The 26,866-nt window shown below is 58.6% G+C and carries 18 protein-coding genes; 5 read left to right on the plus strand and 13 right to left on the minus strand.

All coding sequences use genetic code 11. From position 1 onward, the window contains the following. The first annotated feature begins 120 nt into the window (after positions 1-120). Complete coding sequence (gene astE, locus B3Y70_RS14000; protein WP_199451839.1) at positions 121-1,179, plus strand: succinylglutamate desuccinylase; 1,059 nt, start codon at positions 121-123, stop codon at positions 1,177-1,179. A 24-nt stretch (positions 1,180-1,203) separates the two neighbouring features. On the opposite strand, the gene B3Y70_RS14005 is transcribed toward astE, so the two are convergent. Further along, positions 1,204-4,230 carry an efflux RND transporter permease subunit gene (locus B3Y70_RS14005; RefSeq protein ID WP_199451840.1) on the minus strand — a complete coding sequence of 1,009 codons (3,027 nt, stop codon included), beginning with the start codon at positions 4,228-4,230 and terminating at the stop codon, positions 1,204-1,206. Further along, complete coding sequence (locus tag B3Y70_RS14010) at positions 4,230-5,321, minus strand: efflux RND transporter periplasmic adaptor subunit (protein WP_199451841.1); 1,092 nt, start codon at positions 5,319-5,321, stop codon at positions 4,230-4,232. Before B3Y70_RS14010 ends, B3Y70_RS14005 begins: the two co-directional genes overlap by 1 nt. A gap of 163 nt (positions 5,322-5,484) precedes the next feature. Between B3Y70_RS14010 and B3Y70_RS14015 the strand changes: the two genes are divergently transcribed. After that, the gene (locus B3Y70_RS14015; RefSeq protein WP_014422565.1) at positions 5,485-6,129 is read left to right on the plus strand and encodes a TetR/AcrR family transcriptional regulator; all 645 of its coding nucleotides are present in this window, start codon (positions 5,485-5,487) and stop codon (positions 6,127-6,129) included. A gap of 11 nt (positions 6,130-6,140) precedes the next feature. Here the strand turns inward: B3Y70_RS14015 and astB are convergent, their stop codons facing one another. The 6 genes from astB to B3Y70_RS14045 form a co-directional block, all read right to left on the minus strand. Then, complete coding sequence (gene astB / locus B3Y70_RS14020) at positions 6,141-7,481, minus strand: N-succinylarginine dihydrolase (RefSeq protein WP_199451842.1); 1,341 nt, start codon at positions 7,479-7,481, stop codon at positions 6,141-6,143. 14 nt (positions 7,482-7,495) lie between these two features. Further along, the gene (astD, locus tag B3Y70_RS14025; RefSeq protein ID WP_121207586.1) at positions 7,496-8,971 is read right to left on the minus strand and encodes a succinylglutamate-semialdehyde dehydrogenase; all 1,476 of its coding nucleotides are present in this window, start codon (positions 8,969-8,971) and stop codon (positions 7,496-7,498) included. After that, on the minus strand, positions 8,959-10,056 hold the full coding sequence (gene astA, locus B3Y70_RS14030; protein WP_014422568.1) for an arginine N-succinyltransferase: 1,098 nt from the start codon (positions 10,054-10,056) through the stop codon (positions 8,959-8,961). Before astA ends, astD begins: the two co-directional genes overlap by 13 nt. Positions 10,057-10,083: 27 nt before the next feature. Further along, complete coding sequence (locus B3Y70_RS14035; protein ID WP_153740576.1) at positions 10,084-11,100, minus strand: arginine N-succinyltransferase; 1,017 nt, start codon at positions 11,098-11,100, stop codon at positions 10,084-10,086. 168 nt (positions 11,101-11,268) lie between these two features. Next, a complete protein-coding gene (locus B3Y70_RS14040) occupies positions 11,269-12,486 on the minus strand; it encodes an aspartate aminotransferase family protein (protein WP_153740575.1) in 1,218 nt (405 codons plus the stop codon). 44 nt (positions 12,487-12,530) lie between these two features. Next, complete coding sequence (locus B3Y70_RS14045; protein ID WP_414674122.1) at positions 12,531-13,994, minus strand: exonuclease domain-containing protein; 1,464 nt, start codon at positions 13,992-13,994, stop codon at positions 12,531-12,533. 230 nt (positions 13,995-14,224) lie between these two features. Here B3Y70_RS14045 and B3Y70_RS14050 point away from each other — a divergent pair, with 230 nt between their 5' ends. Beyond that, a complete protein-coding gene (locus B3Y70_RS14050; protein WP_264673085.1) occupies positions 14,225-15,166 on the plus strand; it encodes a DcaP family trimeric outer membrane transporter in 942 nt (313 codons plus the stop codon). A 399-nt stretch (positions 15,167-15,565) separates the two neighbouring features. On the opposite strand, the gene B3Y70_RS14055 is transcribed toward B3Y70_RS14050, so the two are convergent. The 3 genes from B3Y70_RS14055 to aceE all read right to left on the minus strand — a co-directional run bounded on the left by B3Y70_RS14055 (position 15,566) and on the right by aceE (position 21,295). Continuing rightward, positions 15,566-16,819 (minus strand): NADH:flavin oxidoreductase/NADH oxidase family protein, encoded by a 1,254-nt coding sequence (locus B3Y70_RS14055; RefSeq protein WP_286896288.1) that lies wholly within the window; start codon positions 16,817-16,819, stop codon positions 15,566-15,568. 143 nt (positions 16,820-16,962) lie between these two features. Then, the gene (aceF, locus tag B3Y70_RS14060) at positions 16,963-18,621 is read right to left on the minus strand and encodes a dihydrolipoyllysine-residue acetyltransferase (RefSeq protein WP_288589969.1); all 1,659 of its coding nucleotides are present in this window, start codon (positions 18,619-18,621) and stop codon (positions 16,963-16,965) included. Positions 18,622-18,631: 10 nt separating this feature from the next. Next, entirely contained in the window at positions 18,632-21,295 is a 2,664-nt protein-coding gene (gene aceE, locus B3Y70_RS14065; RefSeq protein ID WP_141067970.1) for a pyruvate dehydrogenase (acetyl-transferring), homodimeric type, read from the minus strand. A 664-nt stretch (positions 21,296-21,959) separates the two neighbouring features. Between aceE and B3Y70_RS14070 the strand changes: the two genes are divergently transcribed. After that, positions 21,960-23,324 carry a KamA family radical SAM protein gene (locus B3Y70_RS14070; protein ID WP_288589971.1) on the plus strand — a complete coding sequence of 455 codons (1,365 nt, stop codon included), beginning with the start codon at positions 21,960-21,962 and terminating at the stop codon, positions 23,322-23,324. A gap of 42 nt (positions 23,325-23,366) precedes the next feature. Here B3Y70_RS14070 and B3Y70_RS14075 read toward each other — a convergent pair whose 3' ends face one another. Together B3Y70_RS14075 and trxA are read right to left on the minus strand one after the other, a co-directional pair. Further along, positions 23,367-23,687: a hypothetical protein gene (locus B3Y70_RS14075; RefSeq protein ID WP_041657046.1), complete on the minus strand. Its 321-nt coding sequence runs from the start codon at positions 23,685-23,687 to the stop codon at positions 23,367-23,369. A gap of 59 nt (positions 23,688-23,746) precedes the next feature. Continuing rightward, positions 23,747-24,610: a thioredoxin gene (gene trxA, locus B3Y70_RS14080; protein WP_023009687.1), complete on the minus strand. Its 864-nt coding sequence runs from the start codon at positions 24,608-24,610 to the stop codon at positions 23,747-23,749. A gap of 138 nt (positions 24,611-24,748) precedes the next feature. On the opposite strand from trxA, the gene lon reads away from it, so the two are divergent. After that, on the plus strand, positions 24,749-26,866 hold a 2,118-nt coding region (gene lon, locus B3Y70_RS14085), incomplete at its 3' end, for an endopeptidase La (RefSeq protein ID WP_288589972.1).

Consider the following 26,866-nt stretch of genomic DNA (forward strand, 5'->3'; position numbering starts at 1 on the left):
AGGCTTTCCGGGAACCGCTACAAGCACATCCCTGTGCGCTTCTCTCCGCGCCATCCATGGCCTCCGAAATTCCCGGAAAGCCTATCCAGCCAGATGCCCCCAAACGCTGCAGGGGAGTCTATGAAGGCTACGAATCAAATCTTTGACTTTCACCCGGACTGGCTTAGCCATACCCTCGCCAACGCTTCCGCTGATCTGCCCGAAACCAAAACCTCCCTGCCCGATGGCACCCAGGTTTCCCGCAAGGCCAACGGGGTTCTGTGGCTGACGCCACCGGCTGACAGGGCTAACCCGAATCAGGAAGCGCTGATCATTTCTGCCGGGGTGCATGGCAATGAAACGGCGCCGATTGAAGTGCTCAACACGCTGGTGTCGGAGTTGTTTTCCGGGGAGTGGTCGCTGGCGTGCCCGCTGCTGCTGATCCTGGGCAACCCTCCTGCCATGGTGGAGGGTGAGCGGTTTCTGGATGTGAACATGAACCGGTTGTTCAATGGTGCCCATGGCAAACCGGAATATTCCGGGCTTGCGGAGGGCCGGCGGGCTCGGTTTCTGGAGGAAATGTGTCGGCAATTTGCGATGGCGCATCAGGGCCTGGCGTTAAACCATTATGATCTGCATACCGCTATTCGCCCGTCGAAACGGGAGCGCTTTGCGCTGTACCCGTACGTGGAAGGGCGGTCGGTTCCGGCCGGCCAGTGTGCGTTCCTGCTGGAGGCCGAGGTGGAGACCCTGTTGCTGCAGCATAAGGAATCGACAGTGTTTTCATCGTTCACTGCCAGCACTCTGAAGGCGGAGAGTTTTACCATTGAACTGGGCAAGGTGGAGCCGTTTGGCCGGAATGATCTGCGACGGTTCCAAGGCATTGAGCGGGCCTTGCGCCGGCGTTTCCGGGGCGAGGCAGCGCCCGCAGTGCAGCCACCATTTGATCATCTGACGGTGTTTGAGGTGGTGCATGAGGTGCTCAATACCGGGCCGTCTTTCCGGTTTCATGTTCCGGACGATGTGGCGAACTTCACGGAGTATCAGCCTGGCACGGTGATCTGGGAGGATGATCAGGATGACTACCGGGTCGGAACCGCGCCGGAGGCGGTGGTGTTTCCAAACCGGGCGGTGCCTGTGGGCCAGCGGGTGGGTTTGATGATCCGAGCCAGGGAAGTGTACAGGGCCGGCTCTGTCTGAGCCGCCCTGTACATGACACCAGGTTCAGGCTGGCGCGTTTTCGGGTTCGCCCACCGGCAGTTTGATCAGTTTGGTGCAGACTGACGGTATCACCAGCAGGGTCAGGACCGTCGAAGCCAGCAAACCACTGATGATGGCCCAGGCCATGGGTGGCCACAGGGTGGAACTTGAGAACGCCAGCGGCAGCAGGCCGGCCACGGTGGTTGCGGTGGTCAGCAGGATGGGCCGGGTACGGCGTTCCACAGCGGTGCGCACCGCATCGGCAATGGCTCGGCCCCGTTCCAGCTCCCGATCCATTACGTCCAGCAGCACGATGGCGTTGTTCACCACGATACCAACCAGAGCAATCACCCCCAGCAGCGACTGAAAACCGAAGGGCGAACCGGACAGAACCAGCCCCGGGAAAATGCCAACGGTTGCCAGCGGTACGGTCAGCAGGATAATGCCCACCCGCCGGAAGGAGTTGAACTGCAACAGCAGGAAGAACAGCAACAGCAGCATGCCGATCGGTGCCGCGGTCAGCAGTGCGGAGTTGGCACGGTCAGAACCTTCGGCATCTCCTCCCATGTCCAGTCGCGTGCCCGCCGGCAACGGGTTCTGTTCCAGGCCCGCATACAGGCCGTCCAGCGCCTGGCTGAAGCTGTAGTCTTCCTCCAGATTGGCACTGATCGTATTCACCCGTACCCCGTTGCGCAGGTAAACCGCCGCCGGTTCCCAGGTAGTTTCAACCGTGGCCACGGCCGATAGCGGAATGGCATCGCCCTGGTCGTTGTAGGTATTCACAGACAGCAGGCGCGACAGTGACAGCGACGTGCCTTCGCGGGAGCGCAGCACGATGGGTATCGGGTCGTCCTCCTGTCGATAACGCTCAGCCACGGCGCCGTAGCTCTGGCCATACAGGCTCTGGGCAACATCGGCTCGGGTGAGGCCATAGCGGGCGGCGGTGGCGTCGTCCACATTGATGGCGATGCTGGGCACACCAATGTCGAGATCGTGACGAACATCCACCGTGCCCTCAACACCCCTGAGAATGGAATAGACCTGCTCGGTGGCTCGGGCGCGGGCGTTGTCGTCCGGATGGAAGACACGGACTTCTACCGGCGCAGGCCGCGGTGGTCCCTGCCCCAGAATCCCGGCGGTGATATCCAGCTCCGGTAGCGACCGGGCGGCCTCGTGGCGGATCCATTTCACCAGGTCGGTGGTATCGGCCAGCGTCGGCGTGCGAACCACCAGCCTTGCCCGGTTAGGCGCCTGTGGCGAGCGCTGCAGATTGTAATAGAACGACGGCCCGGTAAAGCCGACAAAGCGGTGCACTTCCAGTGCCTCGGGCCGGGTCCGAATGGCCTGTTCAAGAACGGCGGCCACTTCAGAGGTTCGGGCCTGATCGGTGCCTTCGGGCATGTACATCTCGACGATGACACGAGGGCGGTCTGCGTTGGGGAAAAACTGCTGGGCCATGAACGGGGTCATGCCCAGGCTGATCACCACCAGCAGGGCGCCGGCGGTAATCAACCGGCCCGGGTGCCGATACACCAGGCCACCGAGGTAGCTGGCCAGGCCGATAAGCCGGTCTTTGTGAATATTTTTCCGGGGCTTCAGAAAACGCGCCGCCAGCAGGGGCACGGCAGAAATTGCCAGCAGATAGCTCACAGAAAGGGTGAGCATGATCATCACCGGCACGCCCCGGGTGAAATCCGCGGCGCCGCCCCTGGCCATCAACAGCGGCGCAAAGGCGGCAAGTGTTGTGCCGGTAGACGCACCCAACGGCCCGGCCAGCTCACCGACCGCCTTGCGCAGGGCATCCAGCCGGCGCATGCCCTCATCCAGATGGCCCTGTATGTTTTCAACAATCACAATGGCGTTGTCGATCAGGATACCCAGGGAAATGACCATCCCGATAACGGCAATCTGATGCAACACCCCACCCCCGAGGTCATAGAGCCCCACGCTGATCAGGGCCACCATGGGCAGGATGGACGCCACCAGCAGGCCCATGCGGATACCCATGCCGGTAAATACCACCGCCACAATGATCAGTACCGACAGCACCAGGCTCCAGGCCAGATCATCCAGCCGGTCAGACACCTTGTCGGGCTGAAAAAACATCTCGCGGAGCTGGTACGGCTCGAAGTCTGGACGCACCTGGTCCAGCCGTTCCCGGATCCGCTCGCCAAAGCGGATGGCGTCGGTGGAACCTTCTTCCATGATAATTGACAGCAACACCACCCGCTCGCCGTCGAACCAGGTCTCTGGCTGCCGGGGCTCGGCCGGCCCACGCCAGACTTCTGCGGCCGCTGCCAGGGGCACCTGGGAGCCATCTGGCAGCTCAATGGGCGTCGCGCGAATCGCGTCTATGTCCGTGAACTCAGTGTTCGGCAATACTGATAGGCGCTTGCCTTCCACCACCACGAAGCCACCGGGGATGGTCTGGTTGCGCCGGGCCAGGGTGTCGAGTATCCGCTTGGGCGGAACTCCCAGCCGATACAGCGCGGCGTCGTCAAGTGCCAGGGTAATCTGTTCGTCGGCATCCCCTTCAAGTTCAATGCGGGAGATGCCAGGGATATCCAGAAGGTTCTGTTTCAGGCGTTCGGCCACCTCCGAAAGCTCAGTCACTGAGGGTGAACCGCCCACGGCCAGCACCACGGCCGGGATGTCGATCAGACGGTCATCCAGCTCCATCAGGCCCACATCATCGGGGAAATCCTGGCGCGCCCGCTCCATGGCCTGACGAACCCGATCCCACGCCGAATCGGTGTCGTAGATGCGGTCCCGGAGTTTCAGCCGGGCCAGTGCCACGCCGGTTCTGGCGGTGCCCTGGCTCCAGTCCAGCTCTTCGACCTGACGCAATTCATCGGTCAGCGGCTGAAGCACCAGGCGCTCAACCGCCTCGGCACTGGCACCGGGATAACTCACCGTGATCATACCGGCCCGGTATGGGAAACTCGGATCTTCCTGACGGGGCATGGTGCTGTAGGCGGCAATACCGAGCAGGCAGAGCATGGTCACCACCATGCCCAGCAAGCGTTGACAGTTAAGCAGTCGGCGGGTCATCAGCGCACCTCCACGGTGTCACCATCCACCAGCCGGGTCATACCGGCATACACCACCTGATCTCCCGGGCTCAATGCACCCGGGTGCACCATGACGCGCTCACCGATGACCCGGTCGACCTGTACCGGAACCCGCTGAGCTACCTGGTCTTGCACCCGGAACACACTGGTGCCGGTACTGTCGCGAACGACCGCCAGCAGGGGCACGGTAATGGCAGATTCCCGCACCGGGGCAATGCCCACTTCCACCGGCTCACCGGAGGACAGGGAATTTGGTGGCAGGCTGACCAGTACCGGATGCAGTTCCCCGCGGATGGAACTGCCCTGGGCAATCTCCACCACAGTGCCGGTGGCAGGTTCACGGTTGCGGTCCTGCACCAGCCAAACCGGTAACTCCTGACCAATCCGGACATGGCCGAGCAAGTGCGCGGGCACCCGCACTTCCACTTCCCGCCCCAGCGGCGAGGACAAGCGCATGACCGGCTGCCCCGCCCCCACGAACTCATCCCGCTCCACCAGCAATGCTTCCACCTGCCCGGCAAAGGGCGCTTTCAGAACACTTTCCTCAAGCAGCCTCGTGGCTTCGGCCAGTGAGGCTTCGGCTGTCGCCATGCTCGCCCTCAGGGAATCCCGGCGGGCGGCAATCTGTTCCAGCGTCTGCTCCGAGACCACGCCTCGCTGATGCAACCGGCTGGAGCGTTCCCACTCCCGCTGGGCCTGTTCAAACTGGGTTCTCAGCTCATCCAGGCGGGCAGCTGCGGAATCCCGCGCCGGTTCCAGCGCCGGATTGTACAGACGCGCCAGCACATCACCGGGCTTTACCGTCTGCCCCAGCTCAACCGGGCGTTCCTTCAGCGTCCCGCTGACCTGAAATGTGAGGGTTGCACGCTGGGCTGCACGGACAATGCCGGAAAACCGCAGAGGAATTTCTTCCATCTGGCCACCGGTGACAGCGGATACCCGCACGGAGACCGGCGTATTTTCAGCGTTTTCGCCGGATTCGGTACCGCCACCGCGGCAGCCGGAGACAGACAGTACGGCCAGCAGCGCACTGGCCAGAACAAACGGAGAGTGACGTAGTGTGAGAGACATAGTGTTCCAGCCCCTTTCCCTGAACAGGTTGATTGTGACCTCCGGTCCATCGGAGGTTGCCCATTGTTTCCGACATCATGTCACTCTTTGACAAATTGTTAATAATCGGCTTTCATCGGTTATCAGTTATCATGCAGCCAAAGCCGGAAAGCTCGGGATCACAATGAATGAACCGCTGAAATCACGACGGGAACGGGAAAAACAGGCAAGGTACGACGCCATTCTGGACGCCGCCGAACTGGTATTCTCAGAAAAGGGCTACGACCGCACCTCCATGGACGACATTGCGCGCACAGCCAGTCTGAGCCGGGCTCTGCTCTATGTCTATTTCAAGGATAAGGCCGCCATCCAGCGAGGCATCATGCTGCGGGCCGGGCAGGATCTGGTGACCCGGTTTGAGCGGGCGATGCAGGCAACCGATACCGGGCTCGGGAAGATCCGGGCCATGGGAGAGGCTTATTACCGTTTCTTTGTGGAAGCTCCGGACTACTTCACCGCTCTGACCAAGGCTTCCACCGCCATCGCCGATGCGGAAGAAGACCAGGCCAGGGAGATGCTGTGTTCAAAGAACGAACTGATGGTGCTGATGGAAGCGGCGATTCATCTTGGCCTGGAAGACGGCACCATCAGCCGCGACCGTATCCAGTCGCCAGCGCAAACCGCGCTTTACCTGCGCGGCGCCCTGCATGGCGTGATCATGCTGTGCCAGGCGGAATCCACCGAGGCCGGGGAGTTTCCTTCCGAAGCACTCATTCGTCACACCATGGATATGCTCACCCGGTCTATCTCCAGCGAGCCGGTACGCTGAGCTGACCAGCCTTACAACTGAAAATCGTAGATGCTGCCGAGGCCAAGAATACCGGTCAGTTCATCCAGCGCCTTGCGCACTTCCTCCAGTAACATCGGGTCGGCCAGGTCCTGCTGGCTGAGCTGGTCGCGGTAGTGGGCTTCAACCCAGGAGGTCAGTCGCTCATAGAGCGCATCGGTCAGGATCACACCCCGGTTGATAGCGTGCAGCTCGTCGTCGTTGAGCGCCACCCGCAAGCGCAGACACGCAGGCCCGCCACCATTGCGCATGGACTGTTTGACATCGAACACTTCCACCGCGGTGATCGGCGTGTCGGCTTTCACCAGTTCATCCAGATACCGGCTGACCGAGGCCACTTCGCGGCACTCACCCGGTACAGCCAGCAGCATACCATCGGCAGTGTTCAACAACTGGCTGTTGAACAGATAGGAGGCCACCGCATCTTCGATGGGCACCTGCGCTGATGAAACACGCACGGCTTCCAGCTCGGCACCGGTCAGGCGTTCCTGGATGTCTGCCAGCACCCGGGCTTCCTCAAGAAAAGCCTGCTCGTGATAGAACAGGCAATTGCCATTACCGACCGCAATCACATCGTTGTGAAACACGCCGGCATCGATAGCCGCCGGATTCTGCTGGGCAAACACGGCATGGCGATCGGTCAGGCCATGCAGGCGAGCAATGGCGCGTGACGCTTCCAGGGTCTGGCGCGCCGGGTACTTGCTTGGCGCCGGAGCGGATTCATTGAACGCGACCTGACCATACACAAACAGCTCAACGCCCGGCTCCCCGTAGCGACTGCACAGGCGGGTGTGGTTGGCCGCCCCCTCATCGCCAAAATGACTGACTGACGGCAGCGCCGGATGATGGGCAAAGTAACTTTCGTCACCAAAAATCGCTTTCAGCGAACGACCCGTGACCTGGTGTTCAATGGAGCGGTGGAACTTGGCACTGAGATTGGCCGGGGTGAAGTGCACCCGGTGATCGGCTGTGTCGGCACTGGGAGAGACGGTAGCCGCGTTCGCGGTCCACATGCAGGACGCCGACGACACCGCCGCCAGAATGGAGGGATCTGCCTTGGCTACGGCTTCCAGAATCTGGCGCTCGTTGCCTTCAAAGCCCAGCGCACGGAGGGTGGGAATGTGCGGGCGCTCGTGGGGTGGCAGAATGCCCTGCACATAGCCCCGGTCCGCCAGCCGCTTCATCTTCGCCAATCCCTGGAGTGCCGCCTCCCTGGGGTTGGCCACCGCATTGACGTTCGATTTTGAGGCCACATTGCCCCAGGACAGCCCGGCGTAGTTATGGGTCGGTCCCACCAGGCCATCGAAGTTTGCTTCTACCGCATGTTTAACCATGGCAGCTGTTCCTGTCAGTCAAAGTTCAGGCCCGGGGCCAGGCTATCCGGCAGCTCACTCTTGCCGGCTTCCAGAGAGGCCATCGGCCAGGCGCAGTAATCGGCCGCGTAATAGGCACTGGCACGATGGTTACCGCTGGCACCGACACCACCGAACGGTGCGGCACTGCTTGCCCCGGTAAGTGGCCGATTCCAGTTCACAATACCGGCGCGCACTTCCTCCACCAGACGGTTATAGAGTTTGCGGTCATCGCTCAGGATGCCGGCAGACAGGCCGTAGCGAGTGTTGTTGGCAAGCTCCAGGGCCTCATCAAAGCCTTTGTAGCGGTACACCGTCAGCAGCGGACCGAAAAACTCCTGGTCTTCCAGCTCTATCCCGGTCGCATCCACAATCCCCGGCGACAACAGGCCGGTATCGGGCTTGAGCTGTTTCATTTCCAGCAGCGAGCTCGCACCCTTTTCCAGCATGCCAGCCTGAGCCTTGAGTAGCTGGTCTGCCGCATCAGCAGAAATCACCGAGCCCATAAACGGCTGCGGGTCAGCATCGAATTCCGCCACGGTGATGCGGGCCGCCACTTCTACCAGCCGTGCCAGAAATTCATCGCCTTTCTTGCCTTTGGGCACCAGTAACCGGCGAGCACAGGTACAGCGCTGGCCGGCCGACAGGAACGCGGACTGCAGTGCGTGGTGCACGGCGCCATCCAGATCTGACACATTTTGAACGATCAGAGGGTTATTACCGCCCATCTCCAGCGCCAGGATTTTTTCCGGCTGGCCGCCGAACTGTTCGTGCAGCAGGTGCCCGACGGTGGAACTGCCGGTAAAGAACAAACCGTCAATCAGCGGGTGGCGGGCCAGGCACTTGCCGGTATCGGAACCGCCCTGAACCAGATTGATCACCCCATCCGGCAGACCGGCTTTTTCCCAGAGCCTGACAGTGAGTTCCGCCACCCCCGGGGTCAGTTCGCTGGGTTTGAACACCACGGTATTGCCGGCCAGCAAGGCCGGCACAATGTGCCCGTTAGGCAGATGGCCCGGGAAGTTATAGGGGCCAAACACGGCGACCACGCCATGGGGGCGGTGGCGCAACACCGCATGTCCGCCGGCCACGTCAGATTCAGTGTGCCCCGTACGCTCGTTGTAGGCTTTCACGGAGATCGGAATTTTGCCCATCATGGCCGCCACTTCGGTGCGGGACTCCCAGAGAGGCTTTCCTGTTTCCAGGCCGATCTGATGGGCCATTTCTTCCTTGTTGGCCTCAAGCAGTTCGCCGAAGGCCTCAATCACCGCCTGGCGTTCTGCGAGACTTTTCCGGCGCCAGGCCAGAAACGCCTTTCGAGCTTCCCGAACCGCTGCGTCAACATCTTCGAGACTGGCGGCATTGCCATCCCAGACCGTTTCACCTGTTACCGGCTGCACCGATTCAAAGGGCGCTCCGTGGCCTTGCAGCCAGAGCCCGTCGATGTACACATTGCCTGTCAGGTTTGCCATTGTTTACCACCTCCCGGTTCGGAATTGTTTGGACGGATGGGCGACAAAGCACCCTCCTTCAAGGGGGCAATACGCACCGGATCACCCGACTCCACTAAAAGAGCCTCCGCCAGCACTCTAGGAATTTTGACAGTGTCGGGCCCGATGCAGTTCATGGGTATGGTGGTTACCCGAAAGTCCCGGAACGACCGGTTCGAGATCATCACCCGTTGCTCTGCCGGCACATCCAGATCCATGCTGTGATTGACCACCATGGCATGCCGGTTGACCGCTTCCCGCACCGTACGAATGTTATGGACAAAGGCTTCAACCACAGGCCCGCCATCGAAAATATCCACCATGCCGTTGAAGTTGAAACCTTCGGCCTGCAGCATCTTCAGCGCCGGCCGGGTATTGTCGTGCACCATGCCAACGACCGCCCGCGCAGCGTCTGGCAACATCGGCAGGTAGATGGGGTATTTCGGCATCAGTTCCGCAATGAAGGATTTATTGCCAAGCCCGGAGAGCATATCGGCCTGGCTGAACTCCATGTCAAAAAACTTGCTGCCCAGGGCATCCCACAGGGGGCTTTTACCGTCTTTGTCCGAGACTCCACGCATTTCCGCGAACACTTTGTCGGAAAAGCGTTTGCGAAAATCGTCCAGGAACATAAAACGACAGCGGGATAACAACAGGCCATTGCCGCCGCCCTGATACTCGTCGGAAAGCAGCAGCGAGCAGATTTCGGTGGTGTCGGTCATGTCGTTGGACAGGTTCAGCGTGGGCGTGCGCACATGCACACCCAGCTCTTTCGATGCATTGACCGTGACACTCAGCCGGTAATTGTAGAACACTTCTTCCAGGCCAACCCGGGCCTCGATGCCACTGATGCCAACGGTCTTCCTGGCCTGAATATCTTCCAGCGCAAACAGGTACAGGGCCGCTTCCGGCGCACAGCGTTGATTGAAGGATTCACGGGCGCGATCAATCTTGCGCTGAAGCAGTTCCCGGTCGGCGGGCAATGTGGTCAGGCCTTTGCCGGCCTTCTGCGCCATGGCATAGAGGTCTTCCAGATCGTCAGACTGAAGCGGGCGGATCACCAGCATCTTACGCCCTCCCCTGTATTTGCATGCTCATAACGGTGAAATCCTTACCGGGTCGCCGGCGCTGCTTTGCAGGCCATGCCAGGTGCTCACCGGCACTTTTACATCATCCGCCAACGTTTCTGCCACCGGGGTCAACAGGCAGCGGAAGTGCTCACCTTCGCCGGCGCTGATCAGGCAGGTTTCACCATCGTTCTGGTGGCTGCCGTGCAGTGTTTTGGGCTGACTGGTCACCAGGGTTTTCAGGCTGTCGGTGCGCACTTCCATCACTGGTCCGCCGTCAAAGATATCGACGTAGCATCCGGGCTGAAAACCTTCGCGCTGGAGTAGCTGATAGTTGGGTTCGGTCAGCGGGTGTGGTTGGCCGAGGGCTTCCTGAGCCTCGGTACTGAGCAGGGTGACGTACACCGGGTTCGGCGGCATGAGTTCGGCAATAAAGGTTTTGCTGAGCTGGCCGGAATATTGATCGGCGGTTTCAAAGTCCATATTGAAGAAATGTCGCCCCAGGCTGTCCCAGAAGGGCACGCTGCCGTTTTCGTGCTGTACGCCCTGGATTTCAACCACCGTTCGGTTGGTGAACCATTCCCGGTGGCTGGCAATGAACATCATTCTGGCCCGGGATAGCAGCTCGAATACCGGGGTGTTGCGGTGTTGTTCTTTCAGGGTGAAGGAGCACAGCAGTGTCAGGTCGGTCAGGGCGTGGCTCGGGTACAGGACTTCGACGCGGCGCGAGACGTTGAGTTCGTGGGAGGCGTGGATGAGGTAGTCACGCCGGTAATTGTAAAACGGGTGGCCGTTGCCGGCGCGGCTGTCGATACCTGCGGTGCCGGCGATTTCGCCGGTTTCGGTGTTTTCGAGTACGAACAGAAAGCGGCGCGGAGTGCCTTCGGGGGCGTTGTCGGCCAGGGAGTCCCGGGAGTGTTGAATTTTCCGGGCCAGGGTTTCTTCGGTTTTGGGCAGGGTGGACGAGAGCCTGGCGGTTTGGGCGCCGGCTATGTCCAGGATTTGTTGCAGGTCATCCAGTTTGGCTGGTCTGACTCGCCACATGGTGCGCTCCTCTATCGAACCATCAGGATTTTTGGAGCAGGCTCGCCCGCCCCTGGAACTGGGTTCCCCTTCCGGAAACCGCTACAAGCACATCCCTGTGCGCTTCTCTCCGGCCATCCATGGCCTCCGAAATTTCCGGAAGGGGAACCCAGCCCCAGGGGCTACATTTTACTTAGCCGTGATCTTCTTCACTGCAGCTTCAAACCTTTCCAGCGCTTCTTCAATATCCGTTTCCGGAATGATCAGCGAAGGCGCCAGCCGCACCACATTGGCTCCGGCTACCAGGACCATCACGCCCTCATCCAGACCGGCGTTCAGGAAGTCTTTGGCCTTGCCCTGCCATTGTTCGGTCAGTACACAACCCAAGAGTAGACCAGCACCGCGAACTTCGGAGAACACGCCGTAGCGTTCGCCGATGTCCATCATGCCTTTGCGCAGTTTTTCGGAGCGGGCTTTGACGCCCTTGAGGATTTCCGGCTGGCTGACGGTGTCGATGACTTTCTGGGCCACGGCGCAAGCCAACGCGTTGCCGCCGTAGGTGCTGCCGTGGGTGCCTACGCCCAGGCTGGCCGCGACTTTGGCGGTGGTCAGCATGGCGGCAACCGGGAAGCCGCCGCCCAGGCCTTTGGCGCTGGAGAGGATGTCCGGTGTTACGCCGTACATTTCGTAGGCGTACAGGTAGCCGGTGCGGCCTACGCCGCTTTGGACTTCGTCGAAGACCAGCAGGGCGTTGTGTTCGTCGCAGAGCTCTCGCAGCCCTTGCAGGAATTCGGGATCTGCCGGCATGACGCCGCCTTCACCCTGGACGGGCTCGACCACGACAGCGCAGGTCTTCTCTTTGGAGATCAGCGCTTTCACTGAGTCCAGGTTATTGAATTCGGCGTGATGGATGCCGCCGGGGGCCGGTTCAAAGCCTTCCAGGTATTTGGGCTGGCCACCCACACTGACGGTGAACAGGGTGCGGCCGTGGAAGGAATTCTTGAACGAAATGATCTCGTGTTTTTCCGGACCGTAGTGTTCCCAGGCGTAGCGACGGGCCAGTTTGAAGGCAGCTTCGTTGGCTTCAGCGCCGGAGTTTGCAAAGAACACCCGCTCGGCGAAGGTGAGGTCACACAGGGTTTTGGCCAGCCGCAGGGCAGGCTCGTTGGTCATGACGTTCGACAGGTGCCAGATTTTTTCTGACTGTTCCTGTAACGCACCCAATAGCCCCGGATGGGCGTGGCCCAGGCTGGTGACGGCAATACCACCCTGCAAATCCACGAACTCTCGGCCTTCCTGATCCCACACGCGGGAGCCTTCGCCTCGCACCGGGATAATGGTTCCGGGGGCGTAGTTGGGCACCATGACTTCATCAAAAAGTTCGCGGGAGACAGGTTCTCTGTTCATGGATCTCTCTCTGAGTGGATGAATTCCTCCCCATAATACGCCACTCAGGGCATAAGAACAGCCGGTTGTGTTATAGCATGTAACTCGATGATGCGATGGTGGTTTCGATCTTTCCCCAGGAGCGCTTTAATGAGCAGCTTGTAGGAATCCAGATCAAAGGTGACCGGGTCTTCGCCGGGCTGATAGTCGTGCAGATCGGCCTCGGTGTGCTGGTCGCTGCGCAGCGTTTCTATATGAATCCAGTTCCAGATGATCAGCCAGTCCGTGCGTCCGTTTTCCGGGTTTTCTTCGGCCAGGGCAACTGGGCCGGGCCAGGGCCAGGTTTTCAGACGCAGATTATGAAAGGCGATCTGCATGCGCAGGTTGAACCGGGTGACGTCTTCCGCGCCTTCACAGGCACCTTTGCACCGCCCCAGGGATCGTTGAAAGCATGGTCCCGGGGTTGCCGGCTCCAGTCCCAGGAGTTTTCCGCACAGGTCGTTTTTGCTGGCGATGCCCCGTAACGCACTTAACGCGTCCCGCTTGCTGCGAAACAGGCCGAAGTAATCTCCCAGTTGATCCGGCGTGATGGTTCTGGCCAACTCGGCATTCAGGTAGCCGGAGTTGTCCGGGTGCAGGGCGATGCTGACCAGGCTTTTCGCCGCCCGTGAGCGACGGTTGAACAGCGGGCTCAGGGTCTTTATCTGTTTGAGTTCCAGCAACAGGGCACCTAGCTCTCCGGCAGTTTCGGTGTATTCCACCCGGCGCAGGCTTTCGGACAGCCGGATTCCACGGCTGCTCTGATGATCACCGGAAAAATGCGAGGCCACCCGCTGGCGAATATTGGTGCTTTTGCCCACGTACAGCAGCACATCGTTATCTCCATAAAACCGGTACACACCGGGCCCCGCCGGCAAATCAGCGAGCATTTCCGCGGGTACGTTGGAGGGTGTGCTGGGGCGCTGGAGCAGGCGGTTGATGGTGGCACCAACGGTGTCTTCGCCCTGCTCAAGCAAGGTGTGTTCAAAGAACGCCAGCATGGCAGTGACATCGCCCATGGCCCGGTGGCGCTCAACAGCGGGTAATCCGTGCCGGGCGATCAGCGCATCCATGTTGTGGCGTTCGGCCTCCGGATAGAGCGCCCGGGAAAGTCGAACGGTGCAAAGCACCCGGGCACTGAACAGTCGCCCCAATCTGCGGAATTCACTCTTGATAAAACCGTAATCAAAGCGTGCGTTGTGGGCGACAAAAATGCACCCGTCCAGGTGCCGCTCCAGCTCGTCGGCAACGGTCTCAAAACGAGGGGCACTCGCCACCATGGCATTGGAGATACCCGTCAGTCGTTCGATGAACCCGGAGATCCGGGCTTCCGGGTTCAGGAGCGTTTGCCATTCCCCCACAACGGCCCCGTTGCGCCAGAAGCGGATACCAATTTCGGTGATCCGATCCCGCTGGGCATTGCCGCCGGTGGTTTCAATATCGACGAAGGCAAACGTAGGTTCAGATAGCATCTCGTGTTTGAAAGTCATCTTGCCCATTACGACCAAAGTACTCCTCCGGATGCCACCATGACTGAATCGAAGGCCTATAGACATTCGTCTAAATAATCACCGATTCTGTTTGAATTGTCATAGATTCGTAACTATTTTGTCTGTGGGTCCAACAACAATAAACGTGTGGAGACAACAACAATGCAAAGCAACAAATTAAGAATGGCAATTCGTGCGACGGCTACGCGCGACTGACTGCCACTTACGATATCAACGAAAAGATCACCGGTGACAACAGTACTCTGGCTGGTGATTTCTCAATGGTTGACGGCTCTGACAATGAAGGTCATTTTGACGCTTCTGCCACACAAAGCCGTATTGGCGTGAAGGCAACTCTGCCGCAAGACTTCAGGATTACCGTTGAAGGTGACTTCGCCAGCGGAGGCAATTTCCGCCTGCGCCACGCTTTCGGTGAGTATAACGGCATCCTCGCCGGTCAAACCTGGTCAAACTACAACAGCTTCACCGGCAATACGCCGACCCTGGACTTCAACGGCAGCGCCGGCTGGGCAGGCTACCAGCTTCGCACAGCTCAGCTTCGCTACACCACGGGCGGACTGTCCGTTGCCCTGGAGGATCCAAAAGGATCTATCGATGACACTACGGAAGAAAAAGACAGCATGCCCGCTGTCACTGCCCGCTATGAGGGCTCCGCGGACGCTCTGTCATTTGCTGTAGCAGGCCTGGTCAAGCAAAACGCCTATGAGGATGAAACCGCGGATGCAGACGACTCCGCCATGGGTTACGGCATGTTTGGCGCTGCCAAATTCAAGGCTTCAGACATGGTGTCTATCCAAGGCGCCCTGAACTACACAGACGGCGCCAATGCCTATCTGTACCAGTCCGGTTCAGCTGATGCCTACCTCGACGGTGAAGACCTCGAAACCATCTCAGGCTACGGCGCTTCAATCGGCACCAGCTTGTCCCTGGGCAACGGCCGCAGCGTCAACCTGACCTACGGTATGGTGGAACTGGATGTTGAAAATGATGGAGACGAAGAAACCCGCTCCAACATCATTGCCAACTACATGTGGACGCCGGTCAAGAGCGTGATGATGGGCGTTGAATACCAGTACTGGAAAACCGAAACCAAAGGTGGTGACAGCGAAGACGCTAACCGCCTGATGTTCGCAGCACAGTACAACTTCTGATCCTTCCTATCAGAAGTTAACTCAGAATTACCCCGGCTTCGGCCGGGGTTTTTCGTTCCAGGATGGTGCGCCAGCACCATTCCTGCTCAGCTCTTATCTTCCAGCCTCAAAGCCAATTATTCCTTACTTAACATTTTCATAGACTTACCTTCTGCCAGAAGATTTGGCACGGCCAATGCAAAAGCCTGGATACGCTGGCGACAGCGAACTCGCACTCCTATCGCAACGACGTGAGGTAACGCCATGAAACTCGCCAAAGACCAAAACCTGTTGTTTGAACTGACCCAACCTGCGGAAGCCTGGGCCATGCAGGATCTGCACGATTATTTTGACTGGATGTTCTTTGCCAACTGATCAGAAAGGCGGCCGGCTGGCCCCTGGGGACAGCCGGCTCTCCGATTAGCTGCCCGCCCGTAGCCGTGTTCGAACGCCTCGGGTGGCCATAACAACCAGCACCTCCATCAGGGATAACAGGCCCCGGTCGTGCTGTTTTGGAGCCCTGCCACGGGCAATTCTTCCGATCTGACGGGTGTACCAACTGACCTCCATCAGAGCCATATCGTCGATCATTCGAAGGCCGGTTTTAATAGGCTTGACCGCACTGGTAACCGGATCGCCCGCCATAATACGAGTCGGCAGATCAGGTTCCACAACCAAGGGCCTTGCCAGCCCCACCAGGTCCGTGGCACCAGAATCGATGGCCTGTGCCATCCCCCGCTCTGTGCGGAACCCGCCCGTGACCATCAAGGGTACGTCCGTCAATTCACGGACTTTTTCAGCAAACTCCAGGAAGTAGGCTTCCCGTGCCAGGGTGCTGGCTTTCACCTCCTCGCTTCCGGCACCTTTCGCCATGGCGGGGTTTTCATAATTTCCTCCTGAGATTTCCACCAGATCAATGCCCTCTGCCACCAGCGCCTTGATCACAGCCAGAGACTCATCCTCAGTGAAGCCCCCGCGCTGAAAATCAGCCGAATTCAGTTTGATACCAACATTAAATTCCCTGCCACAAGCCTTGCGGATTTCTCGATACACAGACAGTACAAAGCGCCGCCGGTTCGCCGCAGAACCACCCCACTCGTCGGTGCGTTGATTGTGATGGGGAGACAAAAACTGGCTAACCAGATACCCATGGGCTCCGTGAATCTGTACACCATCAAATCCCGCCTTTTTGGCGACGGCTGCGGCCTGCGCAAAGCGACGAATAATGTCATCAATCTCCGGCCCCGTGAGCGCACGCGGAGTTGCGAACATCCCCCGCAGGTCCTTCTTGAACGGAATCGCGCTTGGAGACACCGGGTCTCTATTAAGCATCTTCGGGCTTTGCTTGCCTGGATGATTGAGCTGCATCCAGATCTGTTTCCCGCCACCCCGCCCGGCCCTGGCCCAGGATTTGAGAAGATCCAGATCGGCCTCATCCTCGACCACGACGTTTTGCGGCTCCCCGATGTGCCTCCGGTCAATCATCACGTTGCCAGTGATCGACAGCCCGGCACCCCCGTCTGCCCAGGCTCTGTAAAGGGTGATCAATTCTTTAGTCGGATGATTATCAATGCTTCCCAGCGTTTCGCTCATTGCGGACTTGGCAAAGCGATTGGGGATAACCGATCCATTCGGCAGCGTGAATGGCCTGGACAGCAGTTCTGAGGGAGTCATGGGAGCCTCGTATCACAGTCGTTTGTTGTGACACTGATGGTGGGTGGCTCATAACGTGCAGACATTGGCCGAGCTGACCAGGCCTGAGCGGAAGAGTGGTCGCACTGCAACGACACCGTCGCAGTGCGACCAACAAGGCTACATCACAGCAGCAGGGTCCGAATATCCCCAAGCAGCTGCGTCAGCAAGTTGGTAAACCGGGCAGCATCCGCCCCGTTCACCGCACGGTGGTCGTAAGACAGTGACAGCGGCAGCATCAGCCGAGGCTGGAACTCCTTGCCGTCCCATACCGGTTTCATGGAGGCTTTGGACACACCCAGGATCGCCACTTCCGGCGTATTCACGATCGGCGTGAACGCTGTGCCGCCAATGCCGCCCAGGCTGGTGATGGTAAAGCAGGCACCCTGCATTTCTGCCGGCTTCAGCTGCTTGTCCCTCGCCTTCTGGGCCAACTCGGCGCTTTCGGCCGCCAGTTCCCACAGGCCCTTCTGGTCTACATCCCGGATCACCGGCACCATAAGGCCGTGGGGTGTATCCACCGCAATGCCGATGTGGATGTACTTCTTGCGCACCACCTCTTTGCGCTCCATGTCCAGAGACACGTTGAACTGAGGCAGTTCCGCCAAGGCGGCAGCGCAGGCCTTGAGCAGGAACGGCAGCGGGGTCATCTTCACACCACGCTTTTCACCGGCAGCTTTCTGGGCCTTGCGGAAGTCTTCCATTTCGGTGATATCGGCATCGTCGAACTGGGTCACGTGAGGCACGTTCAGCCAGCTGCGCTGCATGTTGGTGGCGGTGGCCGCCATCATGCGGGACATACCTTCACGCTCGATCTCACCGAACTGGCTGAAGTCCGGCAGCTTCACGCCCGGAATGCCAGAGCCAGTGGCTACGCCACTGCCCTGCTGGGCCTGCTGCAACTGGCTCTTCACGTAGGCGTGCACATCGTCTTTCACGATCCGGCCTTTTGGGCCTGAACCTTTCACGCGCGTGAGGTCTGCCCCCAGTTCCCGGGCCAGCTTACGCACGGCCGGACCGGCGTGCACCTTGGTGCCAGGTGACGGCGGCTCGTAGGTAGAGCCCTGCGGCTGAGGCTCGGACTCCTGTTTGCCCTGGGGTTTCTCCGGTTTGCCTTCCTGGCTGTCTGCCCGGGCGCTGTCACCGGAATCTTCCGATTCGCCCTCGTCGTCACCATCGTCTTCGATGGTCATTTCCAGGAGGTCTGAACCTTCGGAGAGCTTGTCGCCTTCCTTCACCAGAATCTTGCCGATCTTGCCCGCGTAGGGTGACGGGATTTCCATGGTGGCCTTGTCGGACTCCACTGTTACCAGCGGGTCTTCCTCACCAACCGTATCGCCTTCAGCCACGTTGATTTCAATCACCGGCACATCTTCAAAGCCATCCAGCGACGGCACTTTCACCACTTCGGTGCGAGAGCCACCAGACTTCTTCTTTTTCGGAGCCGGCTTGGCGTCTTCCGATCTGGCCTCAGATGGCGCCTCGGATTTTTCCTCGGTCTGTTCAGACTTATCATCCCCGGCATCGTCCGAGCCCCCAGCATCACCGCTGGCGGCCAGCATGCCGATCACGTCGCCCTCTTTCACCTTGTCACCCACCTTGACGGTGATTTTGGTGATCTTGCCGGCGGCGGGGGCCGGCAGTTCTACCGAGGCTTTGTCGGATTCCACGGTCAGAATCGGATCTTCTTCCTCTACCGAATCCCCTTCACTGACGATGATTTCGATGATCTCGACTTCATCAGCACCGCCGAGATCGGGAACCTTGATTTCCTGTTCACTCATGGCGGTCTCCTTAGCTCAGCACCGGGTTCGGTTTGTTGCGATCGATTCCGTACTTGCGCATGGCTTCGAGAACCTGCTCCTGTTTGATCTCACCATCTTTAGCCAGGGCGGCCAGTGCAGTCACCGCCACATAGTAACGATCCACCTCGAAGAAGTTACGGAGCTTCTCACGGGTATCGCTGCGGCCGAAACCGTCGGTGCCCAGGGTCATGTAGGTTTTCGGGATGAATGCCCGCAACTGCTCGGAGTGCAGTTTGATGTAGTCGGTAGACGACACCACAGGGCCCTGAGCCTTTTCCAGGCACTGCGTGACGTAGGCCTTGCGCGGCTTGTCATCCGGGTGCAAGTGGTTCCAGCGCTCCACATGCTGGCCATCACGGGCCAGTTCGTTGAAGCTGGTGACACTCCAGACATCCGAGGCCACACCCCAGTCGTCCTTCAGCATCTGCGCCGCGGCACGGACCTCGTTCATGATCGCGCCGGAGCCCAGCAGCTGAACCCGCGGGCTCTTCTTGCGACCCTTGGTTTCCACCGATTCGAACTTGTACATGCCCTTGATGATGCCGTCTTCAGAGTCTTTCGGCATCGCCGGCTGTTCGTAGTTCTCGTTTTCGATGGTCAGGTAGTAGAAGACGTTCTGGTTGTCTTCAAACATCTCTTTCATACCATGACGGATTACCACGGCCATCTCGTAGCCGTAAGCCGGGTCGTAGGCCTTACAGTTGGGAATGGTGTTGGCCAGAATGTGGCTGTGACCGTCCTGGTGCTGCAAGCCCTCACCGTTCAGAGTAGTCCGGCCGGCAGTGCCGCCAATCAGGAAGCCGCGGGCCTGCATGTCGCCCGAGGCCCAGGCCAGGTCTCCTACGCGCTGGAAGCCGAACATGGAGTAGAACACGTAGAACGGAATCAGCGGGAAACTGTTAGTGCTGTATGACGTAGCCGCCGCCATCCAGGTGGACATGGCACCGTCTTCATTGATGCCTTCCTGCAGGATCTGACCCTTTTTGTCTTCCCGGTAGTACATGATCTGGTCACGATCCTGAGGCACGTACTTCTGGCCTTCCGCCGTGTAGATACCCAACTGACGGAACATGCCTTCCATACCGAAAGTACGGGCTTCGTCCGGCACGATAGGCACGACGCGCTTGCCGATGCGCTTGTCTTTGACCAGAGCACTCAGAATCCGGACAAAGGCCATGGTAGTGGAAATCTCACGGCCGTCAGACCCTTCCAGCACCTGCTTGAAGATATCCAGTTCCGGAATCTGCAGCGGCTGGCAATCCTTGTTGCGCTTGGGATAGAAACCACCCAGCTCCTGCCGGCGCTTCTTCATATAGACCAGCTCCGGGCTGTCCGGCGCCGGACGGTAATAAGGTACGTCTTCCAGTTCTTCGTCTTTCAGCGGCACACCGAAACGATCCCGGAACGCTTTCAGGGTATCGATGTCCAGCTTCTTCAAAGAGTGCGCGGTGTTCTGGGCTTCGCCCGCCGCACCAAAACCATAGCCCTTGATAGTGTGAGCCAGAATGACCGTCGGCTTGCCGTTGGCCTGGTTCACGGCCTTGTGATAAGCCGCGTAGACCTTGTAAGGGTCGTGGCCGCCGCGGTTCAGTTTGCTGATATCCTCGTCCGACAGATTTTCCGCCAGCTTGGCCAGCTCCGGATGCTTGCCGAAGAATTCCTTGCGGGTATAGGCCGGGCCTTTGAACGTCAGGTTCTGAAGTTCGCCATCGCACAGCTCGTCCATGGCCCGTTGCATCACGCCATCCTCGTCTTTCTCGAACAGCGGATCCCACATTCGGCCCCAGACCACCTTGATGACGTTCCAGCCAGCGCCACGGAACACACCTTCCAGCTCCTGTACGATCTTGCCGTTACCCCGAACCGGGCCATCCAGGCGCTGCAGGTTGCAGTTGACCACCCAGATCAGGTTATCCAGTTTCTCGCGGCCCGCCTTGGAGATGGAGCCCAGAGTTTCCGGTTCGTCGCACTCGCCGTCACCGACAAACGCCCACACTTTGCGGCCGTCCATGTCGATCAGCTCGCGACTGTGCAGGTACTTCATTACGTGGGCCTGGTAGATGGACTGAATTGGCCCAAGCCCCATGGATACCGTCGGGAACTGCCAGTAATCCGGCATCAGCCAGGGGTGAGGATAAGAAGACAGGCCTTCGCCATCGACTTCCTCGCGATACTTGTCCAGCTGCTCTTCGCTGAAACGACCTTCCAGGAAGGAGCGGGCATAAATGCCCGGCGACGCGTGGCCCTGGAAATACACCAGGTCTGAAGCACGGTCCTCACCACCGCCATGAAAGAAATAGTTGAAGCCCACATCGTACAGAGTGGCTGCTGAGGAGAAAGTGGAAATGTGGCCACCGAGGTCACCCGGGCGCTTGTTGGCGCGCACCACCATGGCCATGGCGTTCCATCGAATCAGCGAGCGAATGCGGCGCTCCATGAACAGATCGCCCGGCATGCGAGATTCCTGGGTCACAGGGATGCTGTTACGGAATGGCGTGGTTATGGAATAAGGCAGTTCGGTGCCATCGCGGCTGGCTCGCTCGGAAAGCCGTTCAAGAATGTATTTGGCCCTGTCTACGCCTTCGTTCTCAATCAGAGATTCCAGCGCATCCAGCCATTCACTGGTTTCAATGGGATCATCATCCTGGTACATCAAACCCTCCCCTTGGCATCAAAAGGTGCAACGCCGGCCACGATCAGCGGCCAAAGACGGTGCGAAGTCGATAAGCTGCGATGGTATGCAGTATTTTTTTGTGGAAACGTCAGCTTGTAAGAAAGGCTGAGCTGCGTGATTGACCTCTCTCAAGCATAGAACAGCTTTCTCATTTTTCCTGCCGCGCGAACGGTTATCGGTATGGCTTTTGGCACGGACCGATTGCGCGGAGAATGGTTCTGCCAGCCCTGACTATCCAGCAGAAGCAAAACTTTCGTTCTTTTACTACAAAATGACACTAAGAAACAAACAAACACCTGTTTGAATGGCAGATACCCATCATTTATTTAGATTACTTACGCAATAATGGCGATATTCCGATCACGAAACAACCGATCTCCGACCAAGGTCGAACCCCCTCCCAGCGCTCATTTACATCAACACACTAAGCATAATCTGAAACTGTCATTCACGACTTTTCGCAGCCTTTAGCGACAAATAGGCGCTAATACCGACCGAACGACCGAAACCCCTCGCCCGGACCTCCGTTTTATTAATTAGACCTGAAAATAAATTATGATTTATGTATACTTGCCTGCCCGTTTTTTAACCAGTGAAGGAGGCACACCTCCTTTTGTCTTTGGCTCACAACAGAGGGCGATCCATGAACTCCATCGTCACCTTTCCGAACCGAATTCCGGTTCAGGAATTCGAGGAGCGCCGGTTCAAGGTTTTTACCGACCGCCAGCTCGACAAGATTGAGGCGATCCAGAATCTCCCCGAGGAAACCCTGTTTGAAATGAAAGTGGTGGCCAGCGTGCTGCCCTTCCGGGTTAACGAATATGTGATCAACGAACTGATCAACTGGGACAAGGTGCCCAACGACCCGATCTATCAACTGGTCTTTCCACAGAAAGGCATGCTCAAGGACGAACACTACGAGCGCATGGCGCAACTGCACCGGGAAGGCGCCGACAAGAAAGACATTCAGGCCGCTGCCAAGGAAATCCGCGACGCACTGAACCCGCACCCGGCCGGGCAGATGGAAATGAATATGCCGGAACTGGACGGTGAGGTGCTTGACGGCGTGCAGCACAAGTACCGCGAAACCGTGCTGTTCTTCCCGTCCCAGGGCCAGACCTGCCACAGCTACTGTACCTTCTGTTTCCGCTGGGCGCAGTTTGTCGGTGACAAGGACCTGAAGATGGCCAGCACCGACGCCGAGAAACTGCACGGCTATCTGCAGAAGCACACCGAAGTGAGCGACCTGCTGGTCACCGGCGGCGACCCGATGGTAATGAAGACCAAAAACCTGGTGCAGTACCTGGAGCCGCTGCTGCAGCCGGAGTTCGATCACATCCAGACCATCCGCATCGGCACCAAGGCCCTGACCTTCTGGCCCTATCGCTTCGTGACCGACAAGGACGCCGACGAACTGATCGAGCTGTTCGCCAAACTGGTGGATGGCGGCAAACACGTGGCCATCATGGCTCACTACAACCACTGGCAGGAAATCACCACCGACATCGCGGAAGAGGCCATCCGCCGCATCCGCGCCACCGGTGCCGAAATCCGCGCCCAGGGCCCGCTGATCAAGCACGTGAACGACGATGCTGATGCCTGGGCCAAGCTTTGGAAAAAGGAAGTGAAGCTGGGCATTATCCCCTACTACATGTTTGTAGAACGGGACACCGGTGCCAAGAACTACTTCGAGGTTCCTCTGGCCGAGGCTTACCACATCTATCGTGAGGCCATGAAGCAGGTCAGCGGCCTGGCCCGCACCGCCCGCGGCCCCAGCATGAGCGCCGGCCCTGGCAAGGTGGAGATCCAGGGCATCACCGAAATCAATGGCGAGAAGGTCTTCGTACTGCGCTTCCTGCAAGGCCGCAACCCGGATTGGGTGCAGCGACCGTTCTTCGCCAAATACAGCGAAACGGCCACCTGGCTGCATGAGCTCGAGCCCGCCTTCGGAGAGGAAAAATTCTTCTTTGAAGATGAATTTGAAGCCATGAAGAACGGTAACACCTGAGGCGTTGACTTAAGATCAGGCCCGTCCCCGTGACGGGCCTGCTTACCGCCCCTTCTTAGGCACAAACCCCGCTGGCTTTTCCCGAATCCATTCAACAAACACCCTCACCTCTTCGAGCTCCAGCAGCTTCTCCCTAGAGTTGTAATTCAGCCCCAGCTCATACTCCGAACACGCCCTGTGAATCGCGTTATGGCACGGGCGACAGACCCAAAGCGTACGGGTGATCAACTCTTCCCTGGAAAACAGTTTCTGAAAGCGCTTCTTGCGATGCAGATGCCTGGGTATCAGGTGATGTCTTGTGAGCTTTGCCACCGGGCGTTCGCAAAGCTCACAATGGTCGGGCTGGGGAGGGAGTTTCAGCATCGTGGAGAGATAATTGAGCCAGTCAGCGATGCTACCGACCGGCTCACCGTCTAACCGGTTCAGTGCATCAGGGTATACAGCTTCCTACGATACGTGCGCACATCCGGATTGTTGTTGCCCAGTTTTTCAAACAGCTCCACCAATGTGGTTTTGGCGACGCCGTCCTTGTAGGTGCTATCGGCCTGCATCAGCCGGATCAGCAAATCCATGGCTTCCGCGTTTTTATCCTGCAAAACCATGTGCAGGGACAACTGATGCAGAGCCTCAGGATCTTTCGGATTGACCTCCAGTTTTGCCTCCAACTCCGCCTGCGCGGGCAGTTCACCCGACTGCTTGAGGAACTTCACCCTCGCCGCCAGCTGTTTGGCTTTATGCTGCATTTTTTCTTCCGGCGGCAGGCTGTTGAGCACCTGCTCCGCGGTATCCAGATCGCCCTGCTCGGCCTTCAACTGGGCCAGATCAATCAGCACATCCAGGTTTTCCGGGTCTTTCCGGTTCAGCTCCGTGAGGATGGCCAGAGCTCCGTCCACATCACCGGCTTCCCAAAGAGCATGGGCTTTCTCGTAAGGATCTTCCGCCGGGGCTTCGATGTGCTTTTCCAGAATCTTGCGGATTTCGCTCTCGGGCAAGGCGCCATTAAAACCGTCCACAGCCTGACCATTCTTCACCAGAATGATGGTCGGCAGACTGCGCACTCCCAGGGAGGCCGTCAGTTCCTGCTGTTCGTCGGCATTCACCTTGGCCAACTGGAAGTTACCCTGATATTCCTCCGCCAGCTTTTGCAGAATCGGCATCAGCTGTTTGCAGGGCGCGCACCACTCCGCCCATACATCCACCAGAATCGGCGTGGTGGCAGAGGCTTCCATCACTTTCTGCTGAAAGTTGTCGGCGGTGGCATCAAAGATATGCGGCGAATTGCTCATATGTCGGGAACCTGAACCAGAATGAATGAAATTGTCTGAAGATATGGAGCCAGCGGCGGAAAAATCAAGCCAGCTTGAAAACCCGGCTTTTGTCGTTACATAGGTCTTTAACCACTCACGCCTTGAGAGCAATCCGGTATGAATGACGAGAACCGCAAAGACTCCCTGGAAGAATTTGAAGAAGACGTGACCGAATACATCGGCAAAGACGAAAACAGCAAGAGCCTGGCGCTGCCACAGCAGGTTATGCCGCAGCGCATGTATATTCTGCCGGTCTCCAACCGGCCGTTCTTTCCTGCTCAGGTACAGCCGGTCATGGTCAACCAGGACCCCTGGCAGGAAACCCTGAAGCGGGTTGGTGAAACCGATCACCGGGTTCTGGGCATCTGCTTTGTCGAGAATCCAGAAGCCGAAAACGGCATTCCGGAGAGTGAAGACCTTGAGACCATGGGCTGCGCCGTGCGCGTGCATCAAGCCCAGAATGAGAGTGGCAAGGTTCAGTTCATTGCCCAGGGTCTGCAACGGTTCAGAATTGTCCAGTGGCTTCGCCGTCGCCCACCTTATCTGGTGGAAGTCGAATACCCACAGGAGCCCGAAGAACCGGCCGACGAACTCAAGGCCTACACCCTGGCCATCATCAGCGCCATCAAGGAACTGCTGCGCACCAACCCGCTTTATGGCGAAGAAGTGAAGCAATATCTGTCCCGCTTCGGGCCCGATGACAGCTCACCCCTTGCGGACTTCGGTGCATCCATGACCAGCGCTCCGGGTCGCGAACTGCAGGATGTTCTTGATACCGTGCCCCTGCTCCGGCGCATGGAAAAAGTACTGTTGCTGATGCGTAAGGAGCAGGAGGTCGCCCGCCTGCAATCCGAGATCAACGAGGAAGTAAACGAGAAGGTGCAGAAGCACCAGCGGGAGTTTTTCCTGCGCGAGCAGTTGAAAGTGATCCAGCGGGAGCTTGGCATTGCCAAGGATGACAAGACGGCGGACGTGGAACGCTTCGAAGAGCGAATGGCGAAACTGAACCCACCGGAAGCCGTGCAGGAGCGATTCAAGGATGAAATCCAGAAACTGCAGGTGCTGGAGCAGGGCTCACCGGAATACGGGGTAACCCGCAACTATCTGGACTGGATAACGCAGGTACCCTGGGGCGTGCATTCACAGGATCATTTTGATCTGGCCGAGGCCCGCAAGATTCTGGACCGGGACCATGACGGCCTGGACGATGTAAAGGACCGGATCATTGAATTTCTGGCTGAAGGCACGTTCAAGGGCGAAGTGAGCGGCTCCATACTGCTGCTGGTCGGCCCGCCCGGGGTCGGTAAAACCTCTATCGGCCATTCGGTGGCGGATGCCCTGGGCCGGGAGTTCTACCGTTTCAGCGTGGGCGGCATGCGGGATGAAGCCGAAATCAAGGGACACCGTCGCACCTACATCGGCGCCATGCCCGGAAAGTTCGTGCAGGCCCTGAAAGACAGTAAAGTGGCCAACCCGGTGATTATGCTGGATGAGATCGACAAGATCGGCAGCTCTTACCAGGGCGACCCGGCCTCGGCCCTGCTGGAGACCCTGGACCCGGAACAGAACAAGGAGTTCCTGGATCACTACCTGGATGTGCGCATGGACCTCTCGAAAGTGCTGTTCATCTGCACCGCCAACCAGTTGGATACCATCCCCCGGCCATTGCTGGACCGGATGGACGTGATCCGCCTGTCCGGCTACATCGGCGAAGAGAAACTGGCCATCGCCAAACATTACCTGGTACCTCGTTTGCTCAAACGGGCGGGTCTGTTGAAGAAGCAGTTGAACATCACCGACGCTGCCATTCGCCAGGTGATTGAGGGCTACGCCCGGGAAGCCGGCGTGCGGAATCTGGAGAAGCTGCTGCACAAGATTGTCCGCAAGGGCATCGTGCGCCTGCTAGAAAACCCGGATGACCCGGTTCGAGTGGGTGTTGGCGATCTGACCGACTATCTCGGCCAGCCGGCATTCAAGAAGGAGAAGTCCCTGAAAGGCACCGGCGTGGTGACGGGCCTGGCCTGGACCGCCATGGGCGGCGCCACTCTCAGCATTGAGGCCTCACGCATTCACAGCAGCCAGCGGGGCTTCAAGCTCACCGGACAACTGGGAGATGTGATGAAGGAATCGGCCGAAATCGCCTACAGCTTCGTGTCCTCCAACCTCAAGCGGTTCAAGGGTGACCCGACTTTCTTCGACAAATCCTTTGTCCACCTGCACGTGCCCGAGGGTGCA

It is taken from the genome of Marinobacter sp. UBA5687, assembly GCF_002420325.1.
Taxonomy (GTDB): Bacteria; Pseudomonadota; Gammaproteobacteria; order Pseudomonadales; family Oleiphilaceae; genus Marinobacter; species Marinobacter nauticus.